Genomic DNA, 24,944 nt, shown 5'->3' on the forward strand with positions numbered 1-24,944 from the left:
TTATTTTTTTAAAAGATTCTTGGAAAGGCGATTGGACACATCATGATGCATAGTTTGGGAAAGCGTAAGGCAAGAGCGCGAAGCGCTCCAAAAATTAATGTCATCCAGCGGAGTGCCCCGGTGGGCGAAGGTGGGCGGGGTATGCAGTCGAAGGATCTTCAAATATCCGCGGGCGAAGGTGGTGCGAATAAAGGCGCGTGGTCACGCGCATGGTAGTGGAAGCTCCGCACCGCCGTTGCCCACGGAAGCGTGAGGTCCTTCGACTCCGCCCCATGCTTCCACGCTCCGCTCAGGATGACGGGATTTTTTCGAGCGCTTCGCGCATCTCTGCCCAGCGCTCACTCACAGCGTGTTAGTTACCTCACAAATCCCCAATCCGTCAAAATGCGCCCACCGAATTGCCGGCCGCCGCCGCCCCAGTTCGGTGAAAACCCGTAAGCTCCGGCTTGCAGATCGCCCGCTTCCTGCGTCCAAAAAGTGCGACCGCGTCCGCCGGAATCATTCACCGCGAAGGCGAAATTCGTGCGGTAAGTCTCTCCGTGATGCAGCCCTTGCAATTTCGTCCCGAGTCCGCTGAGGCACGACCACGGGATGGCCAGTTCATAAAAGAAAACCTTGGTGTTCTCATCGTAACGCACGACGACTTGTCCCTCAGTACCGCTCTTCGGCGCGGCCTGCATCGCTCCCAGCGGCGGCGTGGTTTGCGCGTTCGTCGGGTAGTAGGATTGATAGTTCGTCCCCGGCGCCTTCAGACGGTCCAATTCGGAAACGCCGTTGCCGATCTGCGCGGCGGAAAATTCGTAGTCGATGTCCGAGCCGAGCGCTTTCTCGTAGAGCGGATTCCCGCGCACCAAGTCATCGGGATTGCGGTCGAGGCAATGGAAGGCGAGCTGCAGGCAGTCATGCATGTAGGGCATGTTTTTCGTCGAAGAGATGTCGCCATTGTAGGGTTCCGCGCGGTCGAGCTTGGCGTCCGGAATCTGCGCGGCGACGTAGAAGTTCTGCGCGTCCCACTTGGTCCACACGCGATAGATCGCCGTTCCTCCGGCAATTTTTGCGCGAGGAGGTCCGCGGCCTTGTCGGGATTCAACGCGATCTCGCGCCAGTCCTTGCCACCACGTGCGACCATGGTGACCGGAATCGCGTCCTTCCAATCGGAGAGGTCGCCATCGATCTTCGGCGTGCCATACGTCGCGCACGCCACCTGCACCACCTGGTCGCCGTCCTGCGTAATGCCCCCAGCCGTCGCGTGAAACTGCACGCGGTAACGATTAATTTCATTCGACGTGGCAGAGGTGACCGGAAATTCCACGAAGCGAATCTCGCCGGGTTTCATGTCCTTCAGATCCGCTGTCGAAGTGGTCAGGGTAATCTCCTTCGGCGCCGTGATTTCGAGGTGAGCATCCGTGGCGCGCGGCAAAAGGTTTTCCACTTTGACGCGCAATTTCGGATGCGTGCCGAGCGGCGCATCGAAGCTACGCGGATTCACCAGCAGCGCCGGCAGCCCCTCGAACTTCGCTTTCGTGAGCGTCTCGCGCACTTTCTCCACCGGCAGTTTGCTCACGAGGTAACGCGCTTCCCAAGTCTGCATCGGCATGCGCAATTGATCGGCCTCCTTTTGACCGATCTTGCGACCGAGAAAGTCATAGGCGTCGAAATCGGCCGCGGGCAGTCGCATTACGCTTTGCTGGCGTTCGGATTCATCGGCCGTCGCGGGCGTAAACTCACCCAAAGGGCGCCGCTCCGGAATGACCACGACAATGCTCGTTCCGTCCTTTTTGACGAAGTGCAGGGCCCAGCCCGATTTGCTGCTGGCGTAGATGTCACCCAGCAATTTGGCGTCCTCGAGGAAATGGGTCATCGTGCTGAAAGCCACCAGTGCCGGCCGCGGCGCGGGCACACCAGCCTCATCGTCCCACAGATTGTGTTCTCCGCCCGAGAATTTGCTCGGTCCGTATTGGCTGGTGAAGAAGAACGGGCGAATCGGCGTATCGCCGGCGCCGAGCTTGCTGAGCAGATACAGCGGCGCCACGGTACGGGCGACCATCATATCTTCATCGAAGCGGGGCAGGGGCGCGAACATGTAGGCCGCGGTGCCGAGCTCCGGTTGCCCAGATGCCGCCACCTTCACCGTGAGAGTATTTCTTCAGGAGTTGTGATTCGACCGCCGAGAACGACGGATGATTCATGTCCGGCTTGCCGTAAGGATGGCTCGAGACGCCGTCCACATAGCCGGCATTTTTGCTGCCTTGAGCGAAGACGACATCGCGCTGATACGAGGTCGAACCGCCACCTATCAATTTCACATCCGGCATCTCCCGGTTTCACGCGATCCCAGATCATGCGCGACATGTCGCGGTAATCCTGTGCCGTGCCGGTCCGCCACGTCCAGCCGCCGACCCACGGCTCGTTCCAGATCTCCCAGTATTTCACCTCATCGTGCAACGGCTTGATGAGATGATAGACCATGTCGGTTTGGACCTGCATGTCGTCCGGGCGATTGCGGTGCCAGCCGCCCTTGCCGCCGCCGAGGCAGTTCCAGGGCAGATTGTAATTCACATAGCCGAGGCAGAGCACGCCGTGATCTTTCCACTGGTGAATGATGTCGCGCACGACGCCGATCTCCTTGTCGTTCCAATAGCGAATCGTGTCCTCCGGTTTGCGGACGAAGGGATCGCCGCTCTTCTGCATGACATCGGCGGGATTGGTGTGCGGAATGCCGCGGCGCCATTTCACGCCGATCAATTCCGCCACCTGCATGTCCTCCGGCTTCTCGCCGATGCCGAGGCCAAACATGCTGTCGGGCCGCGGTCCCTTGGCCGCAGCGCGGATTACGCCGAACGAACTGTGAATGTGCGCTGTCTGGCCACCGGCTTCGACCGCGACCCGCAATTCAAACCAGCCACAGCGCGGCGCCCTGAAAGGGTAGGGCACTTCGAGTTTCGCCCCCGGTTCGAGTCGGACGGTCTTGCGCTCGAGTTGCGCGACCGTCCCGTGATCGTCCACCAACTCGCCAGTGATGACACAATCGGATGGACCACTGACTTTGCTATGCAGCGTGAGCGTGAAGGGAATATCCTTCGCCTTGGGGCCGAGATAATCCTCCTCGGGAAACAAGCCGCCCACGACCGGCGAAACCAATTTTTCTGCCGCCACCGGTTCCTGCGTGGCGGAGGTTTCCTTGGGCTGGGGTTCTGCACTGATCACGCTGCCACCACACAACAGAGCCGCGGTGAGGAACGTCGGGACGGATAACTTTCGATTCATAATAAAGGCGAGATCATTGCAATTGGAGTGTGCCCCAGTCATCCGTGGGGCGGGCTTCGGTGGGGACGTCGCTGACCATGCCGCTGACGCCGCTGTGCCAGTACTCACGGATGGCGGTTTTGTGTCCGGTCGGATCGGAATAGAATGCCCCGAGTTCGAAAGGCACGGACAGGCCGGGTTTCGGATCGATGCCCAGTAAGTCCCACGGCAGCGTGAGTTGGACGTTGTAACTGTCTTTGGTCCGTCGCACGCCCACCGGAATCGACAGCTTCTCGACGAGCGGTACGCGGGTTTCCGCGACGCCGGACTTATAGGTCACACCCTGCGAACTATCCGCGGCATCATAGCGCAACCGCACCACTACCGGTTGACCGGCATTCATGGTGATGACAAAGCGGCAACGCCCCAACGTCGGGGATTTAATCTGCAGATCGGCGGCATCGCCGGTGGTAAAGGCCAGCGTCCAGTCGGGTTCGTTGTTGATGAAAGGCGAATCGTCCCCGGTGACCGACCATTTCAAGTGCAGCCCGCGTTTGTCCCACGCCGGCCAGACGGTGGCGCTGGCAAATTGTGCGGGCTCGCCGCGGAAAGCGTCGGTCTTGGGTATGACGCTGGGCGCGATCAACGGCCCGGGCTTGGGGTGATCGCCGGTCGACGCGATTTGGGCCGCCGCCGCGCCGGGATCCAAACGTCCGCCTTTGCCGAAAAGGCCCACGCCGGCAACCAGCTTCAAGGTGCCGCCGGAGAAGCGCTGCACGGAATTCAGGCCCGTGAGTTCGACCACAGCCGAACGTCCCATCCCGAGCAGATAGTAGTGTCCTTTCTCGAATCCCTGGCCGGTCGCTTCCGCGCGGGCGAAGTGACCGTTGAAGCATTCTTCGCCGACCGTGTATCTGTCCAATTCCATCCCGGCTTTCGCCTCGGGAATGGTATCCCAGTTGTCGCCAAACGCGTAGGGACGGAACATGGTGGCGATGAATAGGCCATCGTTGCGGGTCAGGAAATAACTCATTCCATCCACACTATGCAGCATGTAGACCGGACCGAGATCGCCGGGACCCTGGGCCACGCCCTGCATGGAATTGATGCGAAAAACATGGCCGGGATAGGTCACCGCGCGTTTCGCGGGGCCGAGCTCGCGCAGTCCTTTGGGATTGATCGGATAAGACCAAAGTAACTTGCCCTGCGCCGAATGCAGCGCACCGAAGGACAACATCGAGCCATCGTCGCCGACTTGATCGACGTTGAAGCTATCGTCCGTAACCTTGGTCAAGTTATCCCACTTATAAACGGGCGCGCCGATGGCGTTGAAGCCACTGCGCTGCAAGCGATAGACGCCGCCACCATGTTCCTTGCGGACGGGCATGTAGGCGTTGAGTTGATGATCCAGCGTCACGGTTTCCGCATCGGGGATTTCGTGAAACTGGATTTCATCGGTCTGCACGCGGCCGTCGCCGTTCGCGTCGGTCCAGAGGAAACCGCTGATTTCCTTCGGCCACGGATTCGCAATCCAGATGCCGGAGTTGCGCGGGTGGATCGAGTGCGGCACGTCCGAAGCATCGGTCGCGATGTGCATCTGCGCGGCGTATTTCGGCCAGGCGGGCAATTTTCGCGCGGCTTCGAGAATGACCGGCGGCATCCATTGTTCCTCGCGCCGGCATTCGAGTTCGCGATTGCGCATCCACGTACGCAGATTTCCGATCGCCGCTTCCGGGACAAATTTGTCGTCTTTATATTCGCCGATCATTACCGGCCCGGTGCCGTTGAATTGCTCGGGTTCCCAATGCGCCTGGGCGCCGTGGCCGTAGCCGCCCTGGCAGGCAGTGAAGCGGCGTCCGTCGAGCGGGAAGACCACACCCGGCGTGCCCATGAAAGGAAGATCCGGTTGATAGGCGTGCTCTTTCCACGAATCGTAAGCGCGCCATGGCAGATCGGTCGCCTGGTAACTCCCGTTGGTGAGATTGACGTCGAAGATGACGCCGTAGTTGGTGTCGATCACCCGCCACGGTTGGGTGGGATCGATCATCGCCGCGCCGCCGCCATACATCGCGGGGCCGAGGAATTGTTGCGTCAGCTTGGGGGCGGTAGCGGCGAGGTCGTTGGGAATTTCCCACACACTGACGCGTTTCGGTGAAGTGGTGAATTCGGTGACCCACAATCGGCCGCGGGCATCCACGGCGATTCCTCCCGGCTGCCAAAATGAATTGGGATCGATGTGTCCCGGTTGCCGGCCGCCTTTGAGTCCAATGGCGCGCAACTGTCGGCCTTTCGCGTCGAAGATTTTGATCTGCTGCGATGACTCACCGTTCAGTCGCAGCGCGCGCCACGGCATTTGGCCATCGGACGTGAAGCGGTGCATCCCGGTGTTGCCCTGATCGGAAACGTAGATACGACCCTTGGCATCGGTGGCGATGGCGTAGGGCGCGGAGAGTCCGTCGCTGACGAGTGGCTTGGTTTCGCCAGTGCTGGTGTCGAGCACGGCAATGGAATTCTCCAGCGCTGCGACACAACGGCCATCGGGCAGCCAGGCGACACCCCAGGGCCGGACCGGCAGGACGCGCTGCAGTTTGAGTTTCTCTCCCGATTTGCCGAGGGAGAAAACATACGTCCGTGGAATCTTTCCAAATAAGTCGACCACGTATAACTCTCCGTTAGTGCCGTCCGCACCTTGATGTCCGCCGATCACCCGCAAGCCGGGCGCAAAGGTGCAAGGCGGACGGGGCTCCGTGTTAGTCTGGTCGCTCGGCAGATCCGTTTTTTCCATGACCAGCCAGCTCTTGCCCGTGACGGGGTCGACTTCCCAAACGGCATTCTGCTCCAGATAGCTGTTGGCGAAGACGCGTTCGCCGACGACGGCCAGCGCTTCGGCTCCGGCCCACGCGCGTTTGGCCAGCCAGCGCACGCCCCATTGCTTGTGTCCATCGAGATCGCTGCTGACCAGGCCATGACCATCTTCCGCTTCATTGGAACCGAGCAGGACCCGGTCGCCCACGGCCGCGACCGCGGTCGCGCTGCTATGATCGGCGAGCCAGCCGCCGGTGCTGCCGTAGAGCCACGGCGGATTTCCGTATTGGAACGACCCACGATAGAGCGCGTGCATCGCGTCGCGATGCAAGCCCAGCCAGCGGTAATCTCCTGGGGGAACAGGATTTCCATCGTCATCGCGACCGTCCCACTCCACGGCGTGCTCGCCCTTGGTGAAATGCAGATCGCCGAAGAGGTTGCGCACGCGCCTCCCGTTCGCATCATCGATCGCGACCGTCGCCCAGCCGTCGTGCGGCATGGTGAAGACGATCGCATTTTCCTTTTCCCCGCGGGCGCGATGGACGCCGCCGAGCAGTAGAAGGAGAGCGACGAGGGGCGAGCGATAATTCATACAGGTTGAAACCGCCAATGTGCCTCGAATATCAGGCGGCAACGACCGGCAGGAAAGGGGATGCATAGGTTATTCTGCGGAGCTGGGATGACCATTGTCCGAATGGCCAATAGCGCGAGAGGTGTCATTTTCGCGATGCGGGTTCGAAGTGTTGTCAAAAACGACTCTCCCGAAGGAAGTGAAACGCATCCGACAAAGGTGGTTTTACACCCGGCACGTAATAATACGGAGTTACCAGAGGATAGGATACGTCAGATTACGCATCGTAACTCAACTTATGCAGACTTTGAGTAACCGATGCGGCGGTGTCGCTTTGTGAAAATACGCATTTTTGCAGGAAACTATCTTCCATTGGGGTGGCCTGTCGTGGTTTCCTCTGCACCCATGATGTGGCGTGCTTTTTATTCTGCAGATCGTCGGCGGTCGATTGTTCTCCCGGCCTTACGTAGCAAAGTCTCGAAGCCGATTTTTTCCGGATTGACACTTTTTGCTTTCGGCGTGGCTTTCGGCGCTCCGCAGCACGCGCTGCGCGCGGAAGTGAGCAAGCCTTTGGATAAGCAGGTGGAGATTCAGTCGCCGGATAGCGATGCGGAGCGCGCAGGCCGTGTCACTTTCGGTCTCGAATTCTACGAGCATCAAATCGACGAATCACTCGACACCCTCGTTCCGCTGGCCACGCCGCAAAATGGAGTTCTCTATTTCAATCCCAAGCTCTCGCTGAGCGATCGGCTCAACCCCAGCGTGTCCATAGGGTTCGGTTATCGGCATCTTTTGAAGGCCCGCAGATCATCCTCGGGGGAAACATCTTTACGATCCGACTACACGAACTTCGATCATCACGTGAACCAATTCGGCGTCGGCGCCGAAGTGATGAGCCGATGGGTGGACTTCCGCGCGAACTATTATCTGCCGGAGCAGAATCGCCGGCGCATCAATACGAACCAGACGACCAGCCTCTCGCAAAAGGTCACTTCCTCGAGTCAGCCGCTCGGTCCCGTTACGACTTCCGATACGCTCGGCTTCGCCGGGCACAACGTGGTCGAAACGATCAACGGCATGAACGAGACGTTGAATACTTTCCACGTCACCAATTCGCAGACCACGCATTTCTGGGAACAGTACGAGGGCGCGATGCGCGGTGTCGATTCCGAGTTGGGTTTCCTCATTCCGGGCCTCGATAAGTACGCCGAGACACGAATCTTCGGCGGCTATTACTATTACGAAAATCCTTTCGGGAAAAACCTCTCCGGTTTCAAGGGACGCTTGGAGGTGCGTGCATTGCCCGCCATCACCCTCGATGCCGCGTATTATCAGAACAAGGAAATCGTCGGCTCGAATTGGTACTATGGCATCCGGGTCAGCACGCCCTTCGATATTGGCAATATCGCGCACGGCAAAAATCCGTTTGCTGGCTTCACCGAGGGCTTCAAGCCGCAGCACGCCAGCGACGCGGAGCGCTTTGCCGATCGCTTGACGGAAAACGTCATCCGCAATCCGCACGTCGCCACGGCGCAATCGAAATTCATCGAGGTCGGGCAGAAGACGGTGGCTATCGATCCACCGGCATCCGTCGTCACCGGCACGCCCTTTACCAAAACGATCGTGCTTACGCTGGATGGCACGCCGATCACTGTCACCCACGTCGACAGCGCGGCCGCGGTGGCGGGCGATGGCACCGTCGAGCATCCCTACATGACGCTCACGCTGGCGGATTCCGATGCCGTCAAGCGGGCCATCGTTCTACTCCACGCCGCCAGCACGTTCAACAGCCAGAGCATCACGCTCGCCGCGAATCAGCAACTCCTCGGCGATTCGAAGAACGTCACCAATTCCATCAAGACCGATCAGCTCGGAACGATCAAGCTGCCGCACATCGGCAATAGCGCCGTCCTGCCGACGATCACCAATCCCGGCGGCACGATCGTCACCGTCGCGACCAATAACACCATCTCCGGCCTGAACCTGACCAACGCGGCTCGCGGTGTGGCCGCGCCCTCCGGGACGACGAACCTGCTCGTGCAGAATTCCACGATCAGCAACATGACGATCGCGGGCCTGGGACTCGACACAGTACCCTCGACGAAGACGACGATCGCGAACATCACTTTCACCGGCAACAATCAGGACGTCGCGATCAACGGTTCGGATACCACCATCGCCAACGTGACGAGCAGCGGTGCGACACATGGCTCGATCGATTTGATCAGCCCCTCCGGTACGACCACGCTGAGCAGTGTGACCGTCACCGGCGCGTCGGATTTCGCCCTGCGCTCGACGAATGCGGCCGTGGGTTCCACGCATAATTTCGCGAGCTTCACCGCCACGGGCGGAGCGGCGGGTGTGGACATCGAAGGCGGTGCGGGCACCTTCAATTTCGATTCCGCCTCGGCGCTCACCAGCACCGGCGGCGCGAGCCTGCTCATCAATGGCGGCTCGTCGAACGTCAACTTCGGCGGCAATATTACCCAGGCCATGAACGCCCCGGCAGTCGCGGTCCTCGGTGGACATACCGGCACGGTGCAATTCTCGGGCGGCACGGTGGCGGCGAGCGCCGGCCCCGGCTTGCAGTTCGACAATGCGAACGGCACTTACCAATTCCTCGGTACGACCAACCTCACCGGCGGCGCCGATCTGCAGATCCTCGACAACAGCGCCGGCGCGTTCACCTTTGGCACCCACGCCTCGATCGTCAATGGCAGCGGACAGGACATTCTCGTCGATAGCAGTACCGCGAGTCTGACCTATTCGGGGAGCGCCAGCACAAATTCCGGTGCGTTGCTCCAGGTCAACAATCACACGACCGGCACCCTGCAATTCGACACCGGCACGCTGAGCGCCACCGCCGGCAGCAGCGGCCTGCAATTCAACAACGCCGACGGCACTTACAGGTTCCTCGGCACGACGACGCTGAACGGCTCCACCGCCGGCGTGAGCCTGACGAATGGTTCCGACGGAACCTTTGCTTTCGATACCGCCACGACGATCACGAATCCCATCGGCAATGCCTTCTTCGTCGATGGCGGCACGTCGAATATCACCTATTCGGGCAACATCACCGCGAATGCGGGCTTCGCTCTCCTGGTGCAAAACCACAGCACGGGCACGATCAACTTCAACACGGGGAACATCAACCAGACCGCGGGGATCGGCGTGCAATTCCTGAACGACACCGGCACCTACAATCTCGCCGATACGCGGGTGAGCAACTCCGTCGGGACGCCGCTTCAGGTAATTAACTCAGCTGCCGGCACGTTCAATTTCGGCACCGTGAAGCTCGTGGATTCGGCCGGTACGGCGGTGCTGCTGAACAATGGCGGCACCGTGAATCTGTTCGCAGGCACCATCGATGGCGCGGGCGGCAATGGCATCCTCTCGATCAATACCACGCTCACCGCTACGGGCCTGACCCTCGGCGGTGATCACAGCAGGACGATCTCCGGCATCGGCGTGCAGGAGATCAACAATGACGGCATCACGCGCCTCGTGACGATCAGCAATGACAACATCCGTTCCAACGGTCCCGGCATCCTGACCACCGATGGCGGCAATGGCAAACTCACGCTGGTGCTGGATGGCAATACCATCGAGACGTTGGCGGGCGGGGCCCCGGCGATGAGCATCACCGGCAGTACGCTGAATTCGACCATCGTGAAATCGATGAACGGCGGCACCGTCGTGGCCAATGGCACAGGCGGTGGCGTCGTCTTCAATCAGGTGACCTTCGATGCCTCCGGCAGCGCTCTCAGCGGCACCCAGGTCAATGCCGGGACGTGGAATATCGGGCAGGGGACTGGTGCAAACCAGCGCGTGCTCAACGACGGCCTGGATCTGAAGGGAACGACTGGCCTCCTGAATTTCGGCACCCTGAATATCGACAACAACGCGGGCACCGGCCTGCTCGTCGATACCAAGACGCTCGGCACGACCTTCACCCTCAGCGGCGGTGGCAGCGGCACCATCGATACCACGGGCGGCACCGCGGTGAACCTCGATCCGCTGACCACGAATTTCACCCTGGGCAGTGTCACTTCCACGAATAGCCCCGGCGCCGGCGTCATTGTGAATGGTCTCACTTCGGGCAGCACGTTGACCTTCGGTTCGACCCACGTGGTCAACAGCGCTGGGAGCGGCATCGTTGTGCAGAATTCGAATGGCGCGAACATCAACTTCGGTACCACCACCGTCAATAATCCGGGCGACAGCGGAATCGACCTGAGCGGCGCGGGCGGTGCGAATGTGACTTTTGGCACCACGCTCATCGTGAATCCGGGCGCCAGTGGCATCAATATGAGCGGCGCCACGGGCACGTTCGTTTTCGGTGACACCACGATCAATGGCACCGCCGCCGGTCAGACGGCGTTCAACCTGAACGGCGGCAATGCCGACGTCACCGCCCTGAGCTTGAATATCAATGGCGGCGGCATCGGCATCGATCTGCGCAATACGATCAATGGCCGCACCGTCTCCGTCACCAATGGGGGCACGATCCAAAACGTCGGCGTTGGTGTGCAACTCGGCGGTGGCACGACGGGTGACTTTACCCAGACGGCCGACGCCTTCTTCACCTTCGACGTCACGGGTGGCCACAACAGCACGATCAGCGGCACCGTAGCCATCGAGGCTCGCGGCCTCGTCAGCACGGCGAGCAACGTGGAAGGCACCTACGACTTCCGCAACGTGACGAACATCCTCGGCGCGGAAAATTTCGAGCCCACCATCGGCACGCCGTTCTTCGTGGCAGCCTCGGCGCATGGCACTGGTGATGGAAGTACGCCGAACAACGCGGCTGCTTACACGGCCATTTCCGGAACGCCGGCGGGCACCTTCATCATCTTGGTGAACGACGGCAACACGATCAATCTCGGTGCGAGCACTATCACCCTGCAGAACAACGATCACGTCGATACCTTCGGCAATGGCCGCACCTTCTCGGCGGGCTCGGCGCCGCTCAATATCCTCCTGCCGGGTGTGGCGCAATTTACCGATCCATTCGGCCATGGGGCCGCAACGATCACCGGCACTGGCACCCTCTTCGCTGCGGCGAATGGCGACCTGCTGCAGGACTTCACCATGACCCTCGGCGGCGGAACCGCGATTTCCGCCTCGGGAATCAATGGTTTGGACGTGACGAACCTCACGATCAACGGTACCGGCAGCGTCTTCAGTCTGACCAACGATACCGGTAGCATCGATCTGACCGGTAACTCGGTTCACGTCTCGGGCGGTCAGTTGCTCAATGTCAGCGGAGGCAATGCGAATATTACGCTGGCGGCGACTCTTTCCCTGCCCGGAGGCACCGGCAGCATCACGGAAAGCGGGGGCGGTGGCGTGAGTGTGACCGGGACCACCGGGGGAAGCGTCACGATCACCGGAGTCACCGTGACCGGGGCAACCTCCACTCCGCTGGTCTTCGATAACAACAAGGCGACCTTCAATATCACCAATTCGACTTTTGCCGCGAGCTCCGGGGTCACGCTTCTCAGTGTCGATACGACGGTCGGCGGCAGCACGACGACACTGGCGTTCAACAATACGAACGTGCTCACGCAGAGTTCCGGCACCATCGCCAACATCGGCGCCGGCGCGCGCAACATCGACCTCAGCGCGCAGAACTTCACCAACAGCGGCACCACCGCGGCGAATGTGATCAACGTCACCGGCCAGACCGGTGGTGCGATCAGCTTCGGCAATGTCGGTATCACTGGTTACAACAACGCGGCCGGCACGGCGGTGAACCTGCAGGGCACCGGTGGCACGGTCAGCTTCGGCGATCTCGATGTCGCCACCGCGGCGGGCGCGGGCGTGAATGTCGGCGCGGTCACTTTCGCCCCGGGCGCTACTCCGACCATCAGCACCGCGGGCGGTCCGGCTCTGGTCATGAATGGCACGACGATCAGCGGCGGTGCGGCCACCTTCACTAGTGTCACGGCCAGCAACGCCGGCGCGGGCAATGCCGCCATCAGCCTGACGAATGTCATCGGCTCGACGACCTTCTCGACGGTGAACCTCAGCGGCACGGCGGCCAATGGTCTGAACTTGAATAACGCCGGTACGGTGGCTGTGCTCGGTGGCACGATCAATGGAACGAGTGGCGACGCGATCAGCAGCACCAACACTGCACTCACCGCCACCGGCCTCACCATTGGTGCCTCCGCTGCTCCCCTCGGCAATGGCATCACCATCGTCAACAGCGACGGCATCGCACGGTTGGTCACGTTGAGCAACGATACCATCACCGCGCGTGGCGACGCCATTCACACCACCGACGGCGGCCACGCCGGCGAGCTCTCGCTGGTGCTCGATAACAATACCTTGCAAACGCTCAACGGCGGCACGTTGTCCTTGAGCGTTACCGGCTCGGCGTTGAATTCGACGACGATCAACTCGCTCAACGGCGGCACGGTCATCGGCAATGGCGTGAGTGGGGGATTACTCTTCAATCAGGTGACCTTCAATGCCGTCACCGGCGGTCCGGCCCAGCAGGTCAATGCCGGCAACTGGAACATCGGCCAGGGAATAGCGGCGAACCAGCGGGTGAACGGCAATGGCCTGGACTTCGAAGGACCGACCGGCAATCTCGCTTTCGGCACACTCACTATCTTCAACAACGCCGGCACTGGCTTGATCGTGAACACGAAAGCGCTGGGCACGACCTTCAGCCTCAGCAATACCGGGGGGGCCATCGACACCTCGAACGGCACGGCGATGAACCTCGATCCGCTGACCGCGAACCTGACCTTCAGCGGTGTCAAGTCGGTCAATTCGCCGACGAGCGGCGTCATCCTCAATACCGTCGGCGGTTCCGTTGCTCTTGGCAATGTCACGGTCACGGGAGCAACGAATGTCGGCCTGTCGGTCACCAATTCCAACGCGGCCGTCACGACCGGCACGCTGACCGTCACCAATGCCGCCACCGGCCTGCAGTTTGGCGATAACACTGGCGGCAGCTTCACTGCCAGCGGCCTGACGAACCTCACCGGCATTACCGGCACGGGCATCAATGCCAATGGCGCGACCGGCACGTATCAGTTTGCGGACCTGGACATCAACTTCATCGGTGCGAGCCGCGGCCTCGACCTGCGCAATTCCAACGTGCAGTTTAGCACGGCCAACCTCTCGATCACCGGCGATGGCACGGCGGGTAGCATCGGCCTCGACCTTAGCGGTTCGACGAACCCGAACGGCGTCAACGCCGCCACGCCAAACCTCCTGCTCGCCACCGGCGTGGGCCAGAAAGCGACGATCAGCAATGTGGCCACCGGCGTCCTGCTCGGCGACGCCGCGAATGGCTCCGCAGGCGCTTACCTGAAGTTCGGCAACCAGACGCCGACCAGCTCCGGCGGCAGCGGCAGCAGCATCTCGGTTATCGCCGGCGGCACGACGATCGACACCACGAACCTCATCAGCACCAGCGGCTTCGTCCAGGGCCGTTACGAGTTCACCGGCGTCGCCTTCACCGGCAATGCCAGCTTCCAGCACTCGCCAAATTTCTTCTTCGTCGCGGCGAACGCCACCGGCAACCACGACGGCAGCACGGTCAACGATCGCGCCGACGCCGCCACGCTCATTACGGACCTCAATGGAAACCTGCTGACCAACAAGACCATCGTCCTCATCAACGACGGCAACGTCATCAGCCTCGGCAACAACACGGCCACGCTCGACGCGCTGACGAACATCGACGGCTTCGGCAACGGCAACAGCGTCACCGCCTTCAGCATCCCGGCCAACGTCATCGTCGATGCCTTCACCGGCACCGTCAGCGATCCGACGGGCAATGGCGCGGCCACCATCACGGCCAATGCGGGCAATAACGTGATCACCCTCACGGGCACGCACTCGATCGAGAACATCAACATCACCGGGGGCAACTTCCTCATTGGCGGCACGACCACCGGCCTCACCGTCCAGGGCGTCCACCTCACCAATGGCGGCGTCGGCGCGATCAGCCTCACCAATTCGAGCGGCGTCGTAAACATCACGAACAACACGATCAGCCAGGGTGGCGGCAGCCTCCTCACGGTGAATGGCGGCACCGCCGGCATCACCCTCTCCGCCGGCACCGGCACCATTGCGAATACCAACGGCAGCGGTATCAGCATCAAGAACACAACGGGCGGCAGTGTGACTCTCGATCACCTGAGCGTCACCAGCGCGAACGCGACTCCGCTGACCTTCGACCACAACCAGGCGACCTTCAACATCACGAACTCGACCTTCTCGGTGGGCAGCCCGAACGTCACACTGCTCAACGTGGACGCCACCGGCGCGAGCACCACCTCGCTCGTCTTTGACGGGTCCAACACGCTCGCCAATTTTAACGGTGCAATCGCGATCATCGGCGCCGGCGCGCGCAATATCGACCTCAGCGCGCAGGGCTTCTCCATCGGCGGCTCCACTGCGGCGAATGTGATTAGCGTCACCGGCCAGACCGGCGGCACCATCAGCTTCGGCAATATCAACATCACCGGTTACAACAACGCAGCCGGCACGGCGGTGAATCTCCAGGGCACCAATGGCGCGGTGAACTTTACCACTCTCTCCGTGACGACGAGTTCGGGCGCCGGCGTGAATACCGGGGCCATTACCTTCGGGACGGGCACGGGCGTGAATATCAGCTCGACCGGCGGACCGGCGCTGACCATGAACGGCACCACCGTCACCGGCTCCGGCTTCGGCACGGTCAGTGCGACGAACACCGGCGCGGGCAACTCGGGCATCAGCATCACCAACGTCGCCAGCGCGTTCACGATCGGCTCGGTCGCGATCAGCAATACGGGCGCTGCGGGGATCGTCTTGAGCGGCGATGCGTCCGTCACCATTACCGGCGGCACGATCAATGGCACCACGGGGAACGGCATCACCATCACGAACTCAGGCTTCGCCCTGCAGAACCTCAACATCGGCGGCACGGCGACCATCGCCGGCGACGGCATCCACATCACCGAGACGGATGCGACCAATCGTTCCGGGCTGACGATTACCGGTGTCACCATCGGTGGTATCAGCGCCGCGAACAAAGGCATCTCCTTCGCCAACTCGGGCGCCGGCAACGACGCCCTCGATATCGAGAGCAGCAATATCACCGCACCGGGCAATTCGCTCGATGTCATTAAATCCGGCGCCGGCAACCTGAACATGGCTGCGGTCAGCGACACCCTCGCCTCCACCGCGGGGGCCGGCATGAACGTGGACGGCAGTGCGGGCGCCGGCGTGCTTGCCGTGACGACTCTGCAAAACATCACGGTCACCCAGGCGCAAGCGGGTGGCATGCTCTTCCATGGTGTCACCTTCGATGCCGACACCACGGTCGCCGGTATCCAGACCGTCAGCGGCGGCACCACCGCCATCGGCAATCCGGGCTCGCCCAGCGCCATCCATGGTGATGGCCTGCGGCTGGATGGGGTGCTGGGCTCGATCGCCTTCACCTCGCTCAATATCGGCAACAACATCGGTACCGGCCTCTACATCCGCGATGCCGCGGGCAAGGCCGGCAGCTTCAGCTTCAGCAACGGCGGGGGCGTGATCTTCACGACCAGCGGCTCAGCGATGGACGTCGACCCGGTCACCTTCAACGCGACCTTCAGCGCCGTCACTTCGACCGGCTCCACGGGCAACGGCATCACCCTGAATACCGTCGCCGGCACGTCGAACCTCGGCACGGTCACCATCCAGAATGCGGCCAGCACCGGCTTCAGCCTGGTCGGCTCCAGCGCCAACGTCACGCTCGGCTCGTTGACCGTCACCGGCACGCCGAATGGCCTGAATCTCGGCAACAACACCGGCACATTCGAAGTCACGGGCAATACCAGTTTGACCGCTACCACCGCGGGCATCCTGGCGACAAACGCTACTGGTACTTACAAGTTCGACGGCACGACGACCATCACCGCACCCACCGGTATTTCGGCCAATGGCGCGACCGGTTCGTGGACTTTCACCGGCAACACCACAATCAACTTCACCGGGGCCAATCGCGGCCTCGACCTGCGCAATACCCAATTCACCGTCTTCCAGACGGGCACCATTGCCATCACCGGCGACGGCACGGTCGGCGGCATCGGCCTCGACCTGAGCGGCTCGAAGTACACCACCGGCGCACAGCCGGTCACTGCGCCGGCCAATATCACGCTGGCCCACGCCAGCGGAAAGACCGCCTCCATTGGCAACGTTGGGACCGGCATCCTGTTGGGCAACACCACCGACGGTTCGGCTGGAGCGTATCTGCAATACGGCAACCAGACGCCGCTCACCTCGAGCGGCAGCGGCAGCAACATCGCGGTCATCAGCGGCGGAGTCACTCTCGACACTACGCACCTCACCAGCACTACCGGCTTCCAGCAGGGCCGTTACGAATTCACCGGTGTAACCTTCACCGGTAGCGCGAGCTTCCAGGCCTCGCCGAACTTCTTCTTCGTCGCCGCCGGCACCACCGGCACCGGGGACGGCAGCTCGGTCAACAACCGGGCCAGCGCCGCCACGCTCCTCACCGACCTCGGCACGAATGCCCTGGCCAACAAGACCATCGTCCTCATCAATGATGGCAACGTGATCAGCCTCGGCAACAACACCGCCCAGCTCGATGCCGGCACGAATATCAATGGCTTCGGCAACGGCAATACTTTCACGGCGTTCACCGTCCCGGTGAACGTCATCACCGACGCTATCAACGGCACGGTCAGCGACCCGACCGGAAACGGCGCGGCTACGCTCACTGCTAATGCGGGCAACAATGTCGTCACGCTCACCGGCACGCATTCCATCCAGAACGTCAATCTCTCAGGGGGCAATTTCCTCGTCGCCGGCAGTGGTTTCACCGGCTTGACCGTGCAAGGCGTCGGTCTCAGCGGCGCGGGCACCGGAGTGTTCAGCTTCACGAACCCGACTGGGACGATCAACATCACCAACAACACCATCAACCAGTCCGGCGGCAGCCTGCTCGTGCTCAATGGCGGCTCGGCCAATATTACCTTCACCGCCGGCACGGGCAGCATCTCGAATACGGGTGGCAGCGGCATCAATATCAAGAACACCACCGGCGGCATCGTCACGCTCATCGGTCTGAGTGTCACCGGGGCGACGGCGACCCCGCTGACCTTCGACCACAACCAGGCGGCCTTTGCGATTGTGAACTCCGCGTTCGGTGTCACCGCCGGCACTACCCTGCTCGACGTCGACAACGGCACCGGTGGCAGTACCAACGCACTCGTCTTCGGCGCGACCGATACCCTGACCCAGACCTCCGGCGAGATCGCGATCATCGGCACCGGTGCGCGCGACATCGCCCTCAGCGCGCAGAACTTCACCAACAGCGGCACCACCGCGGCCAACGTGATCAACGTCACCGGCCAGACCGGCGGCACGATCGCTTTCGGCACGGTCAATATCACCGGTTACAACAACGCCGCCGGCACCGCCGTCAATTTGCAGGGCACCGCTGGCACCGACTCATTCGTCAATCTGACGGTTGCCACGACCGCGGGAGCGGGTGTCAACACCGGTGCGATCACCTTTGCCCCGGGTTCCAGCCCGAGCATCAGCACGACCGGCGGCCCGGCCCTGGTCATGAACGGCACGACGATCAGCGGCGGTGCGGCCACCTTCAGTAGCGTCAGCGCGAGCAATGCGGGCGCCGCGAATGCCGCCATCAATCTGACGAATGTGATTGGCTCGACGACCTTCTCTACGGTGAATCTCAGCGGCACGGAAACCAATGGCATCAAGCTCAGTGGCGATGGCGCGATCTCCGTCCTCGGGGGCACGATCAACGGCGGGAGCAGCGATGCGATCACCAGCACGAACACGGCGCTCACCGTCACCGGCGTAACGATTGGTGGCACTGCCGCGCCGGCGGGCAATGGCATCACCATCGTCAACAACGACGGCACCGCGCGGGTCGTGACCTTGAGCAACGACACCATCACGGCGGTGGGCAACGGCATCGCCACCACCGATGGAGCTCATGCCAAGGAACTGACCCTGGTGCTCGATGGCGACACCTTGCAGACCACCACTTTGGGCAAGTTCGCCCTCAGCGTGACCGGCTCGGTTCTCAACTCGACGATCGTCAAGTCGATGAATGGCGGCGCGGTCATCGGCGGGGCTAACACCGGCGGGGTGCTATTCAACCAGGTCACCTTCGACGCCTCCGGCGCGACGCTCTCCGGCACTCAGGTCAACGCCGGTACCTGGAACATCGGTCAGAGCACGAGTGTCCGCGTCCAAGGCAACGCCCTCGACTTCGAAGGCCCGACTGGCAACCTCACCTTCACCGCGCTCAATATCTTCAATAACAACGGCACCGGTCTGCTGGTGAACACGAAGGCGCTGGGCACGACCTTCACCCTGGGCAGCGCGAGCACCGCGGTCGATACGACGAGCGGTACGGCAATGAACCTCGATCCGCTGACGGCCAACCTGACCTTCTCCAGCGTCAAATCCACTGGCGCGGTGAATGGCGTGGTGCTCAACACGGTCGGCGGCACGGTCGCCTTGGGCGCGGTCAATGTCAGCACTGCCAGCGGCATCGGCCTGGAGATGATCAACTCCAGCGCCGCGGTCACTGCGTCGAGCGTGACCGTCAATGGCGCGGCCACCGGCCTGCAGTTCGGGACCAACACCGGCAGCTTCACGGTCAGCGGGACGACCAGCCTCACGGGTATCACCGGCACGGGTATCAACGCCAACAGCGCCAACGGCACCTATTCCTTCCAAGGAACTACGACCATCACCTTCAGCGGAGCGGGCCGCGGCATCGACTTGCAGAACTCGAAAGTCACGCAATTCAGCACGGGCAATCTGACCCTGACGGGTGATGGCGCTACCGCAGGCAGCATCGGTATTGACCTGAGCGGCTCGCAATATTCTGGTCCCCAGCCGGTCGGCACTACCTCCCCGAACGTCAGCCTTGCCACCGGTGCGGGTCAGACGGCGGCGATCAGTGGCGTCTCCACCGGCATTGCATTGGGCAACGCGGCGAATGGCTCCGCGGGTGCTTATCTGCGCTACGGCAACCAGACACCGGGCAATTCCGGCAGCAGCATCGCCGTGAATAGCGGTGGCACGACGATCGATACCAGCCACCTCACGAGCGTCAATCCCTCCCAGCAGGGCCGTTACGAATTCACTGGCGTCACCTTCACTGGCAAGTCGACGTTTGAGGCACCCAATCCCAATTTCATCTTCGTCGGCTCGGTTGCGGCCGGCGCGGCCAACGGCGCCGATCCGAACGATCGCATCAGCCTGACGACGTTCATGACGAACGACAACGCCGCATTCCTCGCGGGCAAGACGGTCATCTTTGTCAACGACAACGGCGGCGCCGGTCTCACCCTCACCAGCACTCTTAATCTCGGCGCGGGCACGACCATCGAGAGCTTTGGCAATGGGGCTTCGGTCATCGTTCCCGCTGGCGTGCAACCGGTCAACGTCATCGGCGACAACTTCCACCTTAGTGGCGGCACGTTCTCCGATCCGACGAATGGAGCGGCGACTTTGAAAGCGGCCGCCGGGGTCAACCTCATCACTTTGGACAATGGAGACACGGTGCAGAACATCAATCTGACCACTGGCAACAACCAGATCATCGGTACGAACACCGCCGGCTTCACCATGGCGGGGGTGAACCTGACCAACGCGGGTGCTTCGGCGATCAGCCTTACCACGCCGAGCGGCACGATTACGATGACCGGGGGCAGCATCAGCGGCGCGGCCGGTCCGTCGTTCTTCGTCAGCGGCGGCAATGCGGTGATCAGCTACAACAGCACGATTACGAACACCGCCGGCCACTCGGTGCAAGTGCAGGGCATCACCGGCGGTTCGGTCACGCTCTCCGGCGCCATCACCGACACGGGTACGGGCATCCTGGTGCAGAACAATACGGGTGGCACCATCACCTTCTCGGGCGCCAGCGACTCGATTCATACCGGCGCAAATCAGGCCGTGACGTTGAGCACCAATACCGGAGCGAAGATCGACTTCACCGGCGGCGGGCTGTCGATCCAGACCACCACAGCAACGGGCTTCGGCGCCAGCGGCGGCGGCACGGTAGGGATGAGCGGCGCGGGCAATACGATTACCTCGACGACTGGCACCGCGCTGAGCCTCAACGGCGTGACCACCGACACCGGCGGCTTCATCCTGCAAAGCGTCTCGGCCAACGGCGCCGTCAACGGTATCGCCCTCAACAATCTCACCGGCGCCGCGTTCGACAGCGTATCCGTCTCCGGCGGCACTATCCAGAACACCACCGGGACGGCTGTCTCGCTGACCAACCTTGGCTCGCTCAACGGCGGTGTAATCCTCAACAATCTCACCCTCAGCGGCGCCAGCGGTATCGTGGGTACGAACTTCGGCACCCTGGCCACGGCCAACGATTCGGTCAGCGCGACGGCGGGCGCCGGCCTCAGCCTCACCACGGGAATCATTGTGACGAACAGTTCGTTCAGCACCCTGTCTTCGACTGGCGGCACCAATGGCGTCCTGCTCAGTGGCGTGAGTGGCAGCCTTACGGCCAGTGCGGGCACGATCACCAACGAAAGCGGCGCCGCTTGGTCTGTGGTGGGCGGCACGGTCAGTGCAACCTATTCGGGCGGTATCACCCAGGCAAACAATGCCGCGCTCGTCAGCATCACCGGTGGCCATGCCAGCGGCACGATCACCTTCCAGACGGGCACACTCAGTGCCACCAGTGGCACTGGCTTGGTCTTCGACAACGCCGACGGTGCCTACAACTTCAATGGCACCACCACGCTGAACGGCGGCAATGCAGCCATCACCATTCAGAATGGTTCGAGCGGCACGTTCACCTTTAGCGCTGCTACGAGCATCGGTGCGACGACCAGCCCCGCCGCCGTGGCCTTCAACGAGGTGAACAGTTCGGCGAATGTGACCTACCACGGGTCCATCAATCAGAACAACGGCTTCAGCGCGGTGGCAGTCAGCGGAGAAACGGCCGGAACGACCGCCTTCACCGGAGCCATCACCGCCTCGACCGGTGCCGCTACCGCGATCAATCTGACGAGCAACACTGGGGCCACGATCAACTTCACCGGCGGCGGGCTTTCGATCCAGACCACCACAGCCACGGGCTTCGGCGCCAGTGGCGGCGGCACGGTCGGGGTGACCGGCACGGGCAATACGATCAACGCGACCAGCGGAACTGGTCTCGACGTCGCGAACACGACCATTGGGGCGAGTGGGCTCACCTTCCGGTCGATCAGTTCCGGGGCCGGTGCCAATGACGGTATCATTCTCGACACCACCGGGACCAGTGGCGGTCTCACGGTCACCGGCACTGGCACCGCCAATTCCGGCGGTGTCATCACGGGTAAAACCGGTGCGGATGGCAGCACGACCACCGGCATCGGCATCTATCTCAACAGCACGCAGAATGTTTCGCTCGCGTGGATGGATCTCGAGAGCAACCAAAACTACGGCATCCGCGGGAACAGCGTGACGAACTTCACGCTCGATCACTCGACTGTGGGTGCGACCGGCACCAACGGCACCAGTCTCACCGCCGATACCGACGCCAGCGGTTACTTCGGCGAAGGCAGCATCCGCTTCTACAACCTGTTCGGGACCAATACGATCAGCAACAGCACCGTGGACAAGGGCTTCGCGCGGTCGCTCGCGGTGAGCAACGACACGGGCACGCTGACCAACCTGACGATCTCGAACTCGACGATTAACAACACGCTCACCAAGACCGCTGGAGCTCTCGATGCGCTTTATTTCCAGACGAAGGGCAGTTCGACCACCGCCACCCTCACGGTGACGAACAGCACCTTTAGCTCGCATCCGCAATACGCCATCGACGCCAGCGCCGATACCGGTTCGACGATGCATATCACCATTACCGGCAGCACCTTCAAGAACGTCAATGCGGACATCTGGGGCGCGAGCAATGCCGTCGTAATCAATGGCAACGGCACCAATACCTTCGTGACCTTCGACATCGAGAACAGCACCTTCACGCAAGGCAACGGCACCACGGCGGCTTCCACGAGTTTTGGGCGTCTCATCACCGCGGGTTCGGTGGGGGGCTCCGGCACGTTCTACGGCAAGATCATCAATAACACCTTCGGTGTGGCCGGCGTCCAGTACTCCGGTGGCGGTGTTGGTGCGGATAGCATCGGGCTCTTCATGAATGGTAATGCGGGTACCGCAGGCACCATGGGCAGCAACCACGATTCGCTCTTCCTCGTTCAGGGAAATACCATCCAGCAGTACGACCAGAGCGGTCTCCAGATTGGGGTGACCGGCGGCAATGCGGTCGTGGATGCTACCGTCATCGGTAACACGATCCGCGATCCCAACACCGACGCGCCAAATCCCACCCCCAACGCATTTGCCGGCATCTGGGCTTATGCGGGCGGATCTGGCACCGATGCGAATACCCTGAATCTCCTCATCGGCGGTACGACGGCGGCGAACAAGAACATCCTCACCGGCAGCGACCCGAACCACATTGACGACGTCTTCCTGGGCAGCGGCGCCGGGACGAGCCCGAGTGTCATCAATATCTACCAAGGGGGAAGTACATCCACGACACCCGCGCAGGTCATCATCGACGACAATACCGTGCCGCCGGCCGAGGCATACGGCGATGATGGGCTCACGACCATCCACGTCATTATCGCACCGCCGGCGGGACCGCCGACGCCGCCGTGATTTTCTTGTCAAAAACAACATTAATTTGATAATATTGTCCCATGTCCGAGCCGTTCCTATCTGAGATCAAAATCATGTCCTTCGGATTCCCGCCCAAGGGGTGGGCATTGTGCGATGGGCAGTTGTTGCCTATCAACCAGAACCAGGGGCTTTTCTCCCTCCTTGGAACCACCTATGGCGGCGACGGACGCGTCAACTTCGGTCTGCCGGATCTGCAAGGCCGGGTGCCCATGCACATGGGCAACGGGCACACTTTGGGTGAGCGTGGCGGCGAACAGGGGCACACCCTGGCAATCTCGGAGATTCCGACGCATACGCACACCGCTCAGGCGATCAGCGACAATGCCGACCAGACGATTCCCGCCGCTGCCACGGTCCTCGGTGGGGTCAGCGGCATGTACAATGCGGGCACGAATCTCACTGGTATGGTCCCCACGACCGTGGTGGCCGTGGGTGGCAGCCAGGCGCACCTGAACATGCAGCCATTTCTCACCCTGTCCTTTTGTATTGCCCTGCAGGGCATTTTCCCGTCTCAAAACTGACTTTTTCATCCCATGAGCCAACCTTACGTCGGAGAAGTTCGAATTTTTGCCGGCAATTTTGCTCCGGCCGGCTGGATGTTTTGTGAGGGCCAGCTTCTTCCCATTTCCGAGTTCGAGACCCTTTTCAATCTCATCGGTACCACCTACGGCGGTGACGGCCAGTCCACCTTTGCCCTGCCGGATCTCCGTGGCCGGCTTCCCATGCATCAAGGAAATGGCTTCACCCTCGCGGAAACCGGGGGGAGTGGAGACAGTGACGCTCACAGTCTCGCAGATCCCGTCGCACAGCCACCCCTTTCTCGGGCTCCACCGATGCGGGGGACCAGGCTACGCCCGTCCGGTTTTGTGGCCGCGGCCAACAACACGGTGAAGGTCTATACCGCCTCGCCACCGACGGTGGTGCTTCACCAGATCTCGATGCTCTCGACCGGAGGTAGCCAGCCGCACGACAATTTCCAACCGTACCTTTGTGTGAGTTTCATCATGTCGATGTTTGGGATATTTCCCAGCCAGACTTAACCGCTTACTTGCTGTCGCATTATGTCGAATCCTTTCGTTGCCGAAATTCGTATCTTCCCCTTCAACTTTGCGCCCACGGGCTGGGCGTTTTGCGATGGACAGATTCTGCCTCTTTCGCAAAACACGGCTCTCTTTTCGCTCCTCGGCACCACTTACGGTGGCGACGGAAAATCCAACTTTGCGCTGCCGAACATGCAAGGAAACGCGCCTATGCATCCCGGTCAGGGCCCCAGCCTTTCCCTGCACGATTTGGGCGAGACCGGTGGATCCGACACGGTCTCGCTCCTGGAGAGCGAAATCCCGTCGCATAATCATGGTATGAAGGTCAGGAATTTGGCGCCGCCTTCCGTATTGCCTGCTCCCGCTCCGGCCAACGCCTTTGGTCGATCCAACGGTGGAGCGGCTTATGCGACCTATACAGCCGGCACGAGCAATATCGGGGCCATGGATCCGCGCGTCATCGCACCGGCGGGCGGAGATCAGCCGCACAACAACTTGATGCCTTACCTCACTCTCAACTTTTGCATTGCGTTGCAGGGCGTCTACCCGCCGCGCACTTAGTAAAT

Annotated in this window: 8 protein-coding genes; 4 read left to right on the plus strand and 4 right to left on the minus strand. The window is 61.5% G+C overall.

Annotated features, from left to right (window positions below; all coding sequences use genetic code 11):
* Positions 1-356: 356 nt before the first annotated feature.
* The 4 genes from CFE428DRAFT_RS38305 to CFE428DRAFT_RS24560 are packed head-to-tail and all read right to left on the minus strand — an operon-like array spanning position 357 to position 6,643.
* Entirely contained in the window at positions 357-761 is a 405-nt protein-coding gene (locus CFE428DRAFT_RS38305; RefSeq protein ID WP_162145309.1) for a DOMON domain-containing protein, read from the minus strand.
* Positions 749-2,125 (minus strand): COG1470 family protein, encoded by a 1,377-nt coding sequence (locus CFE428DRAFT_RS24550; protein ID WP_157447618.1) that lies wholly within the window; start codon positions 2,123-2,125, stop codon positions 749-751. Before CFE428DRAFT_RS24550 ends, CFE428DRAFT_RS38305 begins: the two co-directional genes overlap by 13 nt.
* 2 nt (positions 2,126-2,127) lie before the next feature.
* Positions 2,128-3,267 carry a hypothetical protein gene (locus CFE428DRAFT_RS24555; RefSeq protein ID WP_042725727.1) on the minus strand — a complete coding sequence of 380 codons (1,140 nt, stop codon included), beginning with the start codon at positions 3,265-3,267 and terminating at the stop codon, positions 2,128-2,130.
* Between the two features lie 13 nt (positions 3,268-3,280).
* Positions 3,281-6,643 (minus strand): FlgD immunoglobulin-like domain containing protein, encoded by a 3,363-nt coding sequence (locus tag CFE428DRAFT_RS24560; RefSeq protein ID WP_006982378.1) that lies wholly within the window; start codon positions 6,641-6,643, stop codon positions 3,281-3,283.
* Positions 6,644-7,141: 498 nt separating this feature from the next.
* Between CFE428DRAFT_RS24560 and CFE428DRAFT_RS24565 the strand changes: the two genes are divergently transcribed.
* From CFE428DRAFT_RS24565 to CFE428DRAFT_RS24580, 4 genes are read left to right on the plus strand one after another with little or no spacing between them, the layout of a single operon-like run.
* On the plus strand, positions 7,142-23,317 hold the full coding sequence (locus tag CFE428DRAFT_RS24565) for an inverse autotransporter beta domain-containing protein (protein WP_157447619.1): 16,176 nt from the start codon (positions 7,142-7,144) through the stop codon (positions 23,315-23,317).
* A gap of 41 nt (positions 23,318-23,358) precedes the next feature.
* Positions 23,359-23,859 carry a phage tail protein gene (locus CFE428DRAFT_RS24570; protein ID WP_006982380.1) on the plus strand — a complete coding sequence of 167 codons (501 nt, stop codon included), beginning with the start codon at positions 23,359-23,361 and terminating at the stop codon, positions 23,857-23,859.
* Positions 23,860-23,871: 12 nt separating this feature from the next.
* The gene (locus CFE428DRAFT_RS24575; protein ID WP_006982381.1) at positions 23,872-24,378 is read left to right on the plus strand and encodes a phage tail protein; all 507 of its coding nucleotides are present in this window, start codon (positions 23,872-23,874) and stop codon (positions 24,376-24,378) included.
* A gap of 21 nt (positions 24,379-24,399) precedes the next feature.
* A complete protein-coding gene (locus CFE428DRAFT_RS24580) occupies positions 24,400-24,939 on the plus strand; it encodes a phage tail protein (protein ID WP_006982382.1) in 540 nt (179 codons plus the stop codon).
* Positions 24,940-24,944 lie beyond the last annotated feature (5 nt).

This window comes from Chthoniobacter flavus Ellin428 (assembly GCF_000173075.1).
GTDB classification, from domain to species: Bacteria; Verrucomicrobiota; Verrucomicrobiia; order Chthoniobacterales; family Chthoniobacteraceae; genus Chthoniobacter; species Chthoniobacter flavus.